Source organism: Nostoc sp. (assembly GCF_036917415.1).
Lineage (GTDB): Bacteria > Cyanobacteriota > Cyanobacteriia > Cyanobacteriales > Nostocaceae > Nostoc.
In genome coordinates, this window is sequence record NZ_JBALDJ010000114.1 from 315,937 (window position 1) to 329,304 (window position 13,368).

The window sequence follows — 13,368 nt, forward strand, 5'->3', positions numbered from 1 at the left end:
AAAAGAGATGGGCAATTGCTTGCTCTTGGTGAGGAACGGAGCGCGTTAGCAAAGCTGGGCGGTAGCACATCGCCTCGCTATTTGCACTAATTGGAGTAATTATTCTACCGCGTGGTTTAATGAATCGAATACGAGATGCCCTAATATAGCACCTCGCATTCTGAAGATTTCTATTTGACTATGGCGTTGAGAATTAAACAACTAGAAAGTTGTTTTGGCTTAGTGACACTCCACCAGATAGTTGTGCAAATTGTACCTGAGTAAATCCACCCGCACTGCCATCTTGGTCAAAATATAGTGCACCTGTAGTGTTGTTATAGATAAATCGCTGATCGATCTTTGTTGCAGATGTTCCAAAGGTAAAAGAGCTAGCTGAGAGTAAACCTGATGATAACGCACCACCAAAACCAGCAGCCGATACCTGAATCAGTTCATTAGTCGCATTGAAGTTATAAATATTATCAACGCCTTCATTGAAACTATTGAAAACAAAGGTATCAGTACCAGCTCCTCCATAAAGGTTATCATTACCTTTGCCACCTTTGAAGGTGTTTTTGCCAGAGGCACCAGAGGCTGTGAGAGTATCATTACCATCGCCTCCATCCAGTAGATTATTGCCTGATGAGTAGTCAACAATCAAGCGATCGTCATTAGCACCACCATTGAGCGTGTTATTCCCAGAGACAGTATAAGCTCCGTATGCGGAATATAAGGAAGCTGAACCAGCGGCTGTGAGAGTATCATTGCCATCGCCCCCAGAGAGTAGGTTATTGCCTGATGAATAGTTAGTAACTAAGTTATCGTCACCAGCGCCACCATTGAGGGTGTTCTTACCAGAAATAGCATCAAGATAAAAATCGCCTCGGTAGTCGTCGTAGGAGCCAGAGACGTTAAGAGAATCATTATCATCACCACCAGAGAGCGAATTATTACCATTTGAATAGTCAGCACTCAAGTAATCCTTACCTGCACCGCCGAGAATCGTGTTATTTCCATTTCCCCCAGCGAGGGTATCGTTGCCATTGCTCCCCACAATCAAATCATCGTAGTTTGTACCTGAGATATTTAATTGTTCGATATTCTTGTAGCTAACCTGATTCGGGCCTGCTGTAATCGAACCAGTGTTAGTAACAGCATTGAAAGTTGAAGTGATTCCCTGTCCGATAGAATAGTTATAGAAGGACAACAAATCGTCACCTTTGCCTCCATCTATGGTATCTTTGCCGCGATCGCCTCCGGTGAGTGTATCATTGCCATTGCCCCCCACAATCAAATCATTGTAGGCTGTACCTGAGATATTTAATCGTTCAATATTCTTGTAGCTAACCTGATTCGTGCCTGATGTAATGGAACCAGTGTTAGTAACAGCATTGAAAGTTGAAGTGATTCCCTCACCCCCGCTAGAATTACTGTAATAATAGGCTTCCAATAAATCATCACCTTTACCCCCATCGATCGTATCATTGCCACTACTACTCCCGTAGAGGGAAAGGGTATCGTTGCCATTACTTCCCACAATCAAGTCATTGTAGACTGTACCTGAGATATGTAATCCTTCGATATTTTTGTAGTTAATCAGATCTGTGCCCGCTCTAATCGAGCCAGTGTTAGTAGCATCATTGAATGTTGTTGTGATTCCCCCACTAGGATAGGTATACGAAACGCTCAACAAATCGTTACCTGTCCCCCCATCTACTGTTTGAGTCGCTAAGGAAGGTGGGGAAGCATATAGGACGAAAGAGAAGGAATCATTACCATTCCCTCCATTGAAAATGTTATTACCAAACGTGCCATAGGCTTTTTTGTCGTCGTAGTAGCCAGAGGCAAAGAAAGAATCATTGCCATCCCCCCCATTAAGGATGTTATTGCCCGTTGAATAGTTAATACTCAATTCATCGTCACCAGCACCACCATCGAGAGTGTTATTACCGGAGGTAAAAGAGGCGGAATAGTCATAGTCGCGAGAGGCACTAAGAGAATCATTGCCATCTCCTCCATTGAGGATGTTATCGCCTGTTGAATAGTTAGCATTTAATTGATCGTCACCAGCACCACCGTTGAGGGTGTTATTGCCATCTGTCTTAGAGGCAGAAAGATTATCATTGCCATCGCCCCCAGAGAATAGGTTATCACCTGTTGAAGAGGTAGCACTGAATTGATCGTTACCAACACCACCGTTAAGAATGTTATCGCTTGTTGAATAATCAACATTCAAGCAATCGTTACCTTCACCGCCAAAAATCGTATCATTGCCATAATTTAAATCATTACCACTACTGCCTCCGAAGAGTAAATCGTTGCCATTGCTCCCAACAATAAAGTCAGCGTAGGTTGTACCTCTAATTTCTAATTGTTCGATATTGTTGTAGTTAATCAGATTTGTGCCAGCCCTAATTGAACCAGTGTTAGTAGCAGCATCGAAACTCGAAGTGATTGCTTTAGTAGCACTGGTGTAATATACAGACAAGTAATCCTCACCAGTTTCTCCATTTACGCTTTGAGTCGTTAAAGAAGAAGGGGCAGTTTTTGAGGCGGACAAATAGAAGGTGTCATTACCAGCGCCTCCATTTAGAGTGTTTCTACCCTGGACTTCATCTGCGTAAAAAGAATCATCGCCGTCTTTGCCTGAAACCGTATTGTTGCCAACAGAATAGCTAATATCAAGGTAGTCATCCCCAGCATCTCCACTGAGGATGTTATTTCCAGAAGAATAGGCAGCATCAAGGGTATCATTTCCCTCATCACCCTGCACTAGGTTATTACCAGTACCACCACGCAGGGAGTCGTTATCTGTACCACCACGCAGGGAGTCGTTATCTGTACCACCAAGGAGAGTATCATTCCCTGCACCACCGATGAGGGTATCATTTCCGGCATCACCGCTTAAAAGGTCGTTACCATCTTTGCCATCGATGATATCATCACCCACTTTAGCGTTAATTGTATCTGCACCCTGACTACCCAGTAGAGTATCTTTACCGTTGGTTCCAATGATATTCACCATAACTTTTATCTTCCTAAATCGATTTTTTGAGTAACTTTCAGCTATTAACTTGTTGTTAATGTTATTAAAAGACACACAGAAATTGCCGAGAGTTAACGCTTTCGACATACTTTTATGTCACCCTTGAGGGCTAGCAATTTTCTCGAAGATTTACCTATTGATAAGCTTATAAGTAGGACTTATCTAACTGACTTGAAAAAGGCAGGAGGTTCAAAGTTAAATTCTTTACCTAATTCCCTATTTCGTTTTTCATTCGTTATTTGTGTACCCGTTAATAATGCTATTTACGACTATCTAAGTCTTAAGCATTGTACATATTTATGAGCGTGTATTTAGGAAAACAGATGGTTTTACACTTTTTCTATCATTCTTGATCCGCAGATCAACCCAGCCATCACTGACAAAGTGTCGAAAAATCAAGCTTGAATGCCTAAAACCCACACTTCATATTTCTTATGAAAGCGTAGCCCTACTGTCGTAAATATAGAGAATAATTCACTTTCGATAGGGAAAGAATTTTTATGCAGTTGTTATGGGCTATCGCCCGCGGGTGTGTAGCTTAAAAATAGGGAACATCTAAATAACACTTTGATAACCATATCTGAAGATTTACTGAGATGTCCACACTTAAAGATATATCTTTGCATACTCTTCACATTATTTGCCGAACAGTATAATGTCAGTACTTATCTTTATATATTCTTCATGTCTTGAAAGCCACTAATAATTATATGCAGCAGCTAAACAGCAGCTAAATGGTTGTTTTATCTGCTCGTGTAGCGTGTCGTCCCCCTAGTAGACAAGCAAGCTGTAAGAGTTTTTGAAATCTGGGGTTATGCTGCGAGGTTCTGACGAATCGCTGTAGAGTATTGGCAAGTTATCAAGAGCTATTTAGGAATAACTATCTCCACCAAACATACTCCGTAGCTTAGGCGTAGCCCATCGTAGCCATTGTATAAAAACTACTGAAGACGGTGGATCTTAAACTGGATTATATTGGTAGATTTTGAACAAAAATAGATTTTTATAAAAAACCAGTCGCCAGGATAATGAAGAGTTATCGAAGAAAAATTTACCTTTGAGTTAACTGCCAGATTGCTTAGGCATCCCTTGTGTTCTTTTTTATCTGCCAAGTTTGGCAAGAAGCTTGTAAACAGCATCCATCTGACCGTAGAGAATGAGTTTAGTGGAGAATGGCATGGTTTAAATATTAAAGGTCTAATTGATAGAATAGACCGCACTCCCCAAGGTTTAGTTTTATTAGATTACAAAACCAGTTCTGAAGCGCCCAGAGGTATCAAAAATGAATCTGGTAAAGCTAATGTAGATATTCAATTACCTCTATATATTCACTTTGGCAGTACAACTTTGTTTCGTGGAGAAACAGTACATGAAACTTATTATTATTCTGTAACCAAAGGCAAAAAGCTTTTTAAGAAACAACCAAGCCAAGAAACACTAGAAGCGATCGCACAAAAAATCAAAACTTTCTTGCAAACAGGATATTACGCAGTTAAACCAGATGTTGAGCAATATGCCTGTCAGTACAGTTTTAGATAAACTGGAGGAAATTCTTGGGTTAGCCAGTGGTTAGATGAAGCATTGGATTCTTTGCCAGTAGAGCTTTACGAAAAAATTCCTTATTCTTTGATGTCCCAAATGCAGACATTGCTTAAAGACCTAATTGCTGCTGAGAAAGCTCTAGCACAGGGTACTGAAAAATGGCAAATTAGCACAGGAGTTACAAGCAAAAGCTCTGAGTTAGTTGTTGCAGCATCTGACTTGGCAACAAGCACCCATGACTCTACAAACTTATGTAGGACAAGCAAGCGATCGCTTGGAAGTAGAAATCCGTCAACCAGTTTTGCAAGCAATGAATGCTGTAGAGTCGGGAGAAAAATATTATAGAATCGCTATTGGTGATAGTTAAACTCAAACTTAATTTTGGCAGTAAAAAGAATTGGCCGAAGGGAGTCTTAGAAATTATCCAAGGTTGATAGTCTTTCCCACTACCCTGACCACGGCCTTCCTTCAAGTAACGCTCAAACTTGGCTTGCGTCCAATCTTGTTTTTAGCCATAAAAATTCCTGTAGATGTTTACATTTACACCCACAGGAGAAATTGTATAACTTTTTTATTTGTTATACAATTTATTATTGTTGTACAGTAAATTAAGTATAAAATAATACTACTCTACAGTAACACTTTTAGCCAGGTTACGAGGCTGATCGACATCCAAACCGCGACGGGCAGCGATGTGATAAGCCAATAATTGCAAAGGTACTACAGCGAGAATGGGAGAAAGTAACTCATCCACATTTGAGACGGGGAACAAATCGTTAAAGATTTCTGCAGCTTCGCCATCGTTGACGGGAGTCACCCCAATTAAACGAGAATCTCTAGCTTTGGCTTCTTGGGCATTAGAAATAACTTTTTCGTATACACTACCAGGTATTGCGATCGCAACTACTGGTACTTTCGCATCTAAAAGAGCTATGGGCCCGTGTTTCATCTCTCCAGCTGGATACCCTTCGGCGTGAATATAGCTGATTTCTTTTAATTTCAACGCGCCTTCTAAGGCAATGGGAAAGTTAATTCCTCTGCCTATAAAAATGAAATCTTGAGTTTCGGCAAATTCATGAGCTAACTGTTCGCTTAAACTTTCCTGACTTTCCAATGTTGCCTCAATTTCTTTGGGAATCTGCCGCAAGCCATTAATAATTTTCTCTAATGTATCTTTTGAAACTGTTTGACGACGAGCTGCTAAATCCAATGCCAAAGCATAAAACGCCATCAGTTGGGCGGTAAAAGTTTTCGTCGCTGCTACCCCAATTTCAATTCCCGCTAGGGTACTGATAATATGCGGCACTAGATGACCGAGACTGCTTTCAGGGCGATTGGTAATGCCCAGTAGTCGCGCTTGATATTTGGGTTCTTTTCCTTGACGACGTTCTTTTTCCATCGTCAAAGCTGCTAAGGTATCGGCTGTTTCACCTGATTGGGTAACACCAATAATCAAAGTGTTAGCTGTCACGGGTGATGGTGCATAGCGATACTCAGAAGCATAATGTACTTGAGTTGAAATTCCTGCTACTTGTTCGAGTAAATATTTTCCGATTAATGCTGCGTGCCAACTTGTACCACAAGCGAGGATCTGAATTTGTTCTAAATCGTTGTATAAATCCGCAGGTAAACCAAGATTAATTGGCGATTCGCTAGATTCGGTTGGATTAAAGTATGCGTCTAAACTAGCTCTTACTACTCCTGGTTGCTCATGAATTTCTTTGAGCATGAAGTGTTTGAATCCCTGCTTTTCTACCATTGCAGGATTGAAGTTGAGCAGACGGGGTTGTTTTTTCAACCTGTCGCCAGCAAAATTGTAAATCTCAACGCCCAAAGGTGTGAGGCGGGCAATTTCGCCATTTTCCAGAGGTAGCACCGCACGGGTGTAGGCAACGATCGCAGGCGTGTCAGACGCACAAAATAACTCTCCTTGCCCAAAACCAATTACCAAGGGCGCTTGTTGGCGGACAACAATCAATTCATCGGGGTAGTCAGCAGAAATAACTGCGATCGCAAACGCCCCGCGCAAGTGATTAACAGCTTGACGAATTGCCTCTAGTAAGGGAGATGAGGAAGATGAGGGAGGAAGATTCTTTAAAAATTCGGCTATCAGATGGGGAATGACTTCAGTATCGGTTTCAGAGCGGAATTCGTGTCCTTTTGCTTTGAGTTCCTCGCGTAACTCGCGGTAGTTTTCGATAATGCCATTTTGCACGACAGCTACTCGCTTTGCTGTATCCAAATGGGGATGGGCATTGTACTCTTCGGGTTTACCATGAGTTGCCCAACGTGTGTGACCAATACCAATTTGAGCCGGAGTTTCTATTTGTTCTAGTTTAGAACGCAGGTTATGAAGTTTACCCTTTGCCCGCACACAATTTACCTCACCTTCCCAAATTGTGGCGATTCCAGCAGAATCATAGCCCCTGTACTCTAGTTTTTCTAGCCCAGCCAGTAAAATGTCTGTCGCCGCTTGAGTGCCTATATATCCAACAATTCCGCACATTGTTCACACCACTTTTTTTCAGGATGATTTAATCCAGTATAGTGTTTGGCACAAAGACGACAAGCAAAGAAAAAAGGGAGTAAATTACTCCCTCTACCACTAGGTATTATTATGGATTTTGGGATTTGACAACTGATTAGCCGTAAGCTTTTGACCTGACGGTACAAATACGGGTTCTAGGATTTAGATACCTAGAGATTGTATCCCCAATCTAAAATTAAGATTTCGTAAAGCGGGCAATTTCCACTCTCCGATGCTAAAGGTGCTTGCTATTGAGATACTTAAAAGTCTTAAGTGCCGAGTTCCGAGTTCCGAGTTCCGAGTGAAGAATCAAGAAATTGTGTTTCTGATTTACTTCTTTTTATCTCAGTACTCAGCACTCAGTACTCAGCACTCAGCTTTTTAGTAAGCTAGACCCATACTGCGAGTTGTTTCAGCGCCCAGGTAAACCCGGATGCTCAAAAAGTCGGTGGGACAAGCGGTTTCGCAACGCTTACAGCCCACGCAGTCTTCTGTACGGGGTGAAGAGGCAATTTGAGCAGCTTTACAGCCATCCCAAGGAACCATCTCAAGTACATCAGTAGGGCAAGCGCGGACGCATTGGGTGCAGCCAATGCAGGTATCGTAGATTTTTACGGTATGAGACATTGAAAAAACGGCTCCTTTCGAGTGTTCTTCTCTGCGAAAGAATCATAATCAACGCATAGTCTACCGCAGAGGTTGATAGGCCGTAATCAAAAGGCTACATAACTTCAAACAATGTAATAAGCACCCTTAAAATTTCTCTTTGCAAGATTGTCTCTATTGACTGATAATCAGCAACATCATCAGAGCGTATTTACCACAGTGATATACCATAACGAGGTTAAATCGTAAAGCTAGATGAAACAAAATTAAAAGGAAATAGGGACATCTCCATAATTTTAATTATGGGGATTTTGGCTAATAATCTGATTTTGCGATCGCCACATCCCCGTGTAAACAAAAACAGTTCGGCAATCTAGATTACGCAAAAACTTGTTTTTATTACTGAATAAAACTGCTTTTGCGATGTAAATGATTAATTTAGAGAGTGCGATCGCTCACCGATAACTTGTATATTTAACTTTTTAAGTCTGGCAATTTCATAATTTTTATTTTTATATATTAGAGTATTTCAGAAACTGCAAACTCATCATTTATAGCAGCAACTCCTATTTTAATTTTTGGCTCAATAGCAGGTAATTGCAGTTGTTCTTCTGGATTGTTAACATCAGATAATTTATCTTTTGTATACTCATTTTCTCGGATTTGTCGAGCAATACTTTCTAACAACCAAAGTTGTTCTTCCACAGACAAGGCAAGGATAGAGCGCTCAAGTTCTAGTAAATTTTGTGAGATCATTTTACTTTTGATTCCTAGTAAGGTGTATTTTTCAAAGATATTATATTCAGTCTATCTGCTTAACCTAGAGCATCGCCAATTCCCGATCGTTTTCCCCACGCCTATCATTTCACAAATCATAAGAGATTGCTATAAATAACTAGAAAGCCGTTTTATGACTTTTTAATTAAGTATTACTGCTGAAGCAAAATGTGCGCTAAACTGACTACATGAATTACGAAACAGCTAGGAAACTCCTCATAGATCAGACAATCACAACCGAGGAAAACCCAGATGCGCTGTTAACGCGTATGAAACAGGGCAAACCGCCAGTACCCGGTCAGATAACTTCGATTTTGTTGGCATTGAAAGTGGTGTTTGAAGCCCTCAAAGATGCAAAGAGCCTAGACCGAGAACTGGCTTTGGCCCTTTATCAGTTAAGCATTAAGGCGCAACAGCTATTTGGCGCAGGGCGTAAAGCCGGAGTTGATTGGCCACCACTACTCAAAGAGGATTTACTACGAATTTCCTTAGCAGCTGAAAGTATCTTTTCGGGTACATGGCAAACCTTAGCTCAGTTGGAGTTGGGGAAGAGATGAGGGAGAAATCAATTCAAAATTCAAAATTAAAGAACTTCTGCCTCCTGCCTTCTGCCTCCTCTTGCTCCATGCCCATTAACGAATTTGCAGTTCATTTTCTAACTTGTCTAGGTCAGTTTTGAGCAAAACGGTCATTTGACCGGTAAAAGCTTTGCCATTCTTGGGTTGGGCAACTTCCACCCAATATACATAGCGATCGCCTATTCGTAATTCTCCCTTTAAGGCTTCCCGAATTGGAGTTTTAGCCAGACGCGCTGAGTTAACTACCTTCTGGTTGGGATATTCATACACGACTTGGGCGCGATCGTAGTCTTGATAAATCTCCAAGCCATAAATCACCCGCAAGGATTCTTGGAGACGCGCAAATGTCATGCCGTTAATAGCATCATACATAGTAATGCGCTCAGTCCGAATTGTGCCACGGTCTTTGGAAAACTCCACCCTACCAGGAGGCAATACCGACGCTTGAAAAGTAAATCGTTGGGCAGCCGTATCAGTCTTTTGCACAAATAATCGCTCTCCGCTCCTGGGGCGGAGTGTCGGATGTGCTTTAATCCAAGTGCCTACCTCTTCTGTACTTTGCCCTGGTAAAGCATTGGCTTGGGAATCAAAAAACGTTCCGACACAGAGCCAGGGCACTAGAGAAAAAGGTAAAATTAAACAGTTAAGTAGAGATTTTTTGAGCATTTTGCTGTTCAGGATTTTTATAGAAATTTCCGATTAGGGATTAACCATAGTCTTCCCGTTTTTCAGCAAAATTACTTCAATGGATTGCAGCGATCGCGTATCGAAGCCTTTATTGATCGCTCAACTATAGGATTCATATCAATACTGTTTGGTTAAGCCAAGAGACGCGATGAATCGCCGTCTCTACAATAATCAGTCGTTTTGTAGAGACGGCGATTTATCGCATCTTTGTGATGATTTATCGTAAATAAAAGGGTTTAAGACCCCTACCTCTACAGGTAGCCCTAGTTTCAGTCGGGGTTTAAATCCCCGTCTGAAATTGTCTTTAATTTTGAATTTTGAATTTTGAATTTTGAATTGTTAACGCATCTTTAGCGATCTAGAATTTTCATCAAAAACCTTAACCCAACTGTATTGGGACTCATATTTGATTTTTGAACAAACTCCGTACAACTCAAAAAGCCTGTATTCATATTTAATTTTTAATTCCGCCTTGCGGTACTAAGCACTTCTCAAAGCCACAATAGGGTCGAGTTTAGCAGCGCGACGTGCAGGAACAACGCCAAAGAATAAACCAATACCTCCAGAGACACCAACTGCCATAGTAATCGCTACAGGCGAAAGACTCGCTTCTAAAGGAGTCAAGGCTCCCACTAATAGGATGCCACTGATGCCAATCGCAGTCCCAACTAAGCCGCCAGCTGCGGAAACTATTACTGCCTCAATAATGAACTGTAGCAAAATATCTTGCTCAGTTGCGCCGATCGCTTTTCGCAATCCGATTTCTTGGGTGCGTTCGGTGACGGAGACTAGCATAATATTCATGATGCCAATGCCGCCGACAAACAGAGATATACCTGCGATCGCAGCTAGCATAATTGTTAATGCACCTGTAATTTGACCGACAGTTTGCAAAGCATCTTTCTGGGTGCGAAGAGTAAAGTCATCTTCACCATTAATTTTGTGTCGTAGACGCAGCAGATTAGTAATTTGAAACTCTGCTGCATCCACACTATCTGAATCACGAGCAGCAGCAACGAGGTAATCTAAGGCAATACCATAAGGAGAATTCTTGCCTACAAGTCGGTTTGCTGATGTGGTGATTGGTATTAAGGCAGCATCATCATAATCTGCTCCCACACTGGAACCTTTGGCTGTTAACGTCCCAATCACTTGAAAGCTGGTATTTCCAATTCGCAATTGCTGTCCTACAGGGTTACTATTACCGAATAGTTTTTCTGCCAAGTCTCCACCCAGTACTACCACTTGGTTACTGCGCTTAATGTCTACTTCAGAGAAAAATCTGCCTTTAGCAGTTTCAAAATCCCGTACTGATAGGAAGGAGGGAGTTGTACCAATGATATTGACATCGGTGTTTCTGTTGCGGTATATAACTACCTGTCTTCTGTTTAACTCTGGTGCAACTCCTACTACTGTTGGGACTTGAGAAGCGATCGCATCTGCATCTTGCAACACTAAAGTTTTTGGTACTTCAAAGGAAATGCGCTGAGTTTCTCGATTACCTGGCAGTACAAACAGCACATTTGGCCCTAATGACTCCAGTTGTTTATTCACGTACTTTTGCCCGCCTTCGCCAATCCCAATCATGGCAATCACTGAAGCGTTGCCAATAACTATACCCAACATCGTGAGGGCACTACGCAGTTTATTTGACAGCAGGGTTTTCCCCGCCATATTCATGCTTTCGAGGAAATTCATATCTTACAGCAGTTTTCGTTTGGATAAAGTACAAAGTCACTGGTTTTGAGGCAGGAGGCAGGAGGCAGGAGGCAGGAGGCAGGAGGCAGGAGGCAGGAAGCAGGAGGCAGGAGGCAGAAGAATAATTTAATTTTTGAATCCTCGGTTTTGTACCTCACGCTTGTTGCAAACTGCTGTATATAATTACGAATTAGGAATTATTTTGTTCTTTGGTCTTTTCGATTTTGTAGTCTTTGGGTGGGTTAACAAAAATGCGATCGCCTTTTTTAACTCCCCCTAAAATCTGAGTTTGGTCTTGAATTTGTGCCCCAACTGTAACTTCGCGGAACTGGGGTTTATTCTTTGCATCTGGTACGAGTACGCCAGTTTTACCTTTTTCGGTGACAATTGACACCGTTGGTAATACCAAGGCATTATTAACGCGATCGCCTAAAAAAGTCAGATCCACATTTAAGCCAGAACGCAGTTTATCTATGCCAGTATCGAGAGCAACCCGCACCTGAAAGGATGTCACACCTTGTTCCACCACTGCTTCGGGAGCAATCAGACGCACATGACCTTTAAAAACTCGATCGGGATAGGCATCGGCGACAATTTCCACCTGCTGTCCCTGTTTCATTCTGCCAAGATCGGCTTCGGGAACTTGAGCTAATATTTCTAAACCGCGTGCTACAGCGACAATTGAACTGGAAGTTGCCGACGCACTAGTAGAAGCAGAAGTTGTGGGTGTGACAAACGCGCCTGGTTCGGCATACTTTTGGGTAACAATTCCCGACAAAGGAGCGCGAATAATAGTATCTTCCAACTGCACTTGTACACCCTTTAACTGAGCCTCAGCAGATGCAACAGCGGCTTGACGCTGGGCAATTTCCTCAGAACGAGTACCATCTTCTAACAGTACCAATGCTGCCCGTGCTTCGTTAACAGCAGCTTGGCGTTGGTCGATTTCCTCAGTCCGAGTGCCAGTTTGGACTAACGAGAATCGTTTTTTAGCTTCTTCTAAACTGGCTCTAGCACTTTTGTCATCGCTGATGGCTTGATCGAGTAATTGTTTATTCTCTGCTCCCTGTTCGTATAGGTATTGATAACGCTTTACCTGTTCATTGGTGTAATTCACCCTTGCTTGAGCCGCATCTACTTGGGATTGAGATTGAGCAATCTCTTGGGGACGATTACCAGCCTTAGCCGCGGCTAATTGAGCTTGAGATTGTGCTAATCGCGCCCTAGCTTGAGCGATTTCTTGAGGACGACTACCAGCAAGGGCTTCGGCTAGCTGTGCTTGATTTTGGGCTAAGTTAGCACGGTACTGGCTCCTTTGAGCTTCAATACTGGCACTATCCATGCGGGCGAGAATTTGCCCTTGTTGAATGCGATCGCCTTGTTCCACGTATAATTGCGACAGCACTCCAGGATTCTTCGGACTAATATTTACACTCTGAACTGGCACGACTTTGCCACTAGCTGTAATCCGCAACGTGACGTTTTGTGCTGCTACTGGCACAGTTAATTGAGCAATATCTTCTTTATTTGCCCCTTGATTTACTAAAGTGTAAGTTGTTACAGTACCCACAACCAAGGCACTCCCCGCCATCAGCCCTATCAGCCAGCGCAATGGATGCTTAACTTTGCCAATAACTGGAATTTCTATGTGCGTAGCCATATTATAGAAGCCTGTAAATCTTGCTGTATAAGAATATTTTTTAGTTAAAGGACAAGTGGAGAGTACGGAGTTGTTAAAGCTTTGGGATTAAATTTTTATGAGTCAATTAACAACCAGACGCATAATTCGCTTCATAGTTGCTTAATCTTCCTTCATACTAGGCATTCGTATTTCTGTATGTCTTCACCTAAAAGGGTGACTTTAGCCACAGCATATTAGTGCAATCCTGAACTATTCATGAGAAACAAGATCCTCGACTTTTTTGAGA

Annotated in this window: 10 protein-coding genes; 3 read left to right on the forward strand and 7 right to left on the reverse strand. The window is 42.0% G+C overall.

The annotated features are described in order from the left end of the window. Positions 1 to 193: 193 nt before the first annotated feature. Positions 194 to 3,004, reverse strand: coding sequence for a beta strand repeat-containing protein (locus tag V7K41_RS26830; protein WP_334853115.1), 2,811 nt, complete (start codon positions 3,002 to 3,004; stop codon positions 194 to 196). Positions 3,005 to 4,114: 1,110 nt separating this feature from the next. On the opposite strand from V7K41_RS26830, the gene V7K41_RS26835 reads away from it, so the two are divergent. Both V7K41_RS26835 and V7K41_RS26840 read left to right on the forward strand, forming a co-directional pair. Beyond that, a complete protein-coding gene (locus tag V7K41_RS26835) occupies positions 4,115 to 4,564 on the forward strand; it encodes a PD-(D/E)XK nuclease family protein (protein ID WP_334853117.1) in 450 nt (149 codons plus the stop codon). A gap of 238 nt (positions 4,565 to 4,802) precedes the next feature. After that, positions 4,803 to 4,934, forward strand: a complete 132-nt coding sequence (locus V7K41_RS26840; RefSeq protein WP_334853119.1) for a hypothetical protein — start codon at positions 4,803 to 4,805, stop codon at positions 4,932 to 4,934. 258 nt (positions 4,935 to 5,192) lie between these two features. On the opposite strand, the gene glmS is transcribed toward V7K41_RS26840, so the two are convergent. From glmS to V7K41_RS26855, 3 genes are all read right to left on the reverse strand, one after another. Beyond that, positions 5,193 to 7,073, reverse strand: coding sequence for a glutamine--fructose-6-phosphate transaminase (isomerizing) (gene glmS / locus V7K41_RS26845; protein WP_334853121.1), 1,881 nt, complete (start codon positions 7,071 to 7,073; stop codon positions 5,193 to 5,195). A gap of 402 nt (positions 7,074 to 7,475) precedes the next feature. Beyond that, entirely contained in the window at positions 7,476 to 7,721 is a 246-nt protein-coding gene (gene psaC, locus V7K41_RS26850; RefSeq protein WP_012411495.1) for a photosystem I iron-sulfur center protein PsaC, read from the reverse strand. A gap of 498 nt (positions 7,722 to 8,219) precedes the next feature. After that, positions 8,220 to 8,456, reverse strand: a complete 237-nt coding sequence (locus V7K41_RS26855) for a hypothetical protein (RefSeq protein WP_334853123.1) — start codon at positions 8,454 to 8,456, stop codon at positions 8,220 to 8,222. A gap of 209 nt (positions 8,457 to 8,665) precedes the next feature. Here V7K41_RS26855 and V7K41_RS26860 point away from each other — a divergent pair, with 209 nt between their 5' ends. Further along, positions 8,666 to 9,034 (forward strand): Dethiobiotin synthetase, encoded by a 369-nt coding sequence (locus tag V7K41_RS26860; RefSeq protein WP_334853125.1) that lies wholly within the window; start codon positions 8,666 to 8,668, stop codon positions 9,032 to 9,034. A 75-nt stretch (positions 9,035 to 9,109) separates the two neighbouring features. Here the strand turns inward: V7K41_RS26860 and V7K41_RS26865 are convergent, their stop codons facing one another. The 3 genes from V7K41_RS26865 to V7K41_RS26875 all read right to left on the reverse strand — a co-directional run bounded on the left by V7K41_RS26865 (position 9,110) and on the right by V7K41_RS26875 (position 13,100). Next, the gene (locus tag V7K41_RS26865; protein ID WP_334853127.1) at positions 9,110 to 9,721 is read right to left on the reverse strand and encodes a hypothetical protein; all 612 of its coding nucleotides are present in this window, start codon (positions 9,719 to 9,721) and stop codon (positions 9,110 to 9,112) included. A 501-nt stretch (positions 9,722 to 10,222) separates the two neighbouring features. Continuing rightward, a complete protein-coding gene (locus V7K41_RS26870; protein WP_334853128.1) occupies positions 10,223 to 11,440 on the reverse strand; it encodes an ABC transporter permease in 1,218 nt (405 codons plus the stop codon). Positions 11,441 to 11,630: 190 nt separating this feature from the next. Beyond that, positions 11,631 to 13,100, reverse strand: coding sequence for an efflux RND transporter periplasmic adaptor subunit (locus tag V7K41_RS26875; RefSeq protein ID WP_334853130.1), 1,470 nt, complete (start codon positions 13,098 to 13,100; stop codon positions 11,631 to 11,633). Between the last annotated feature and the right edge of the window lie 268 nt (positions 13,101 to 13,368).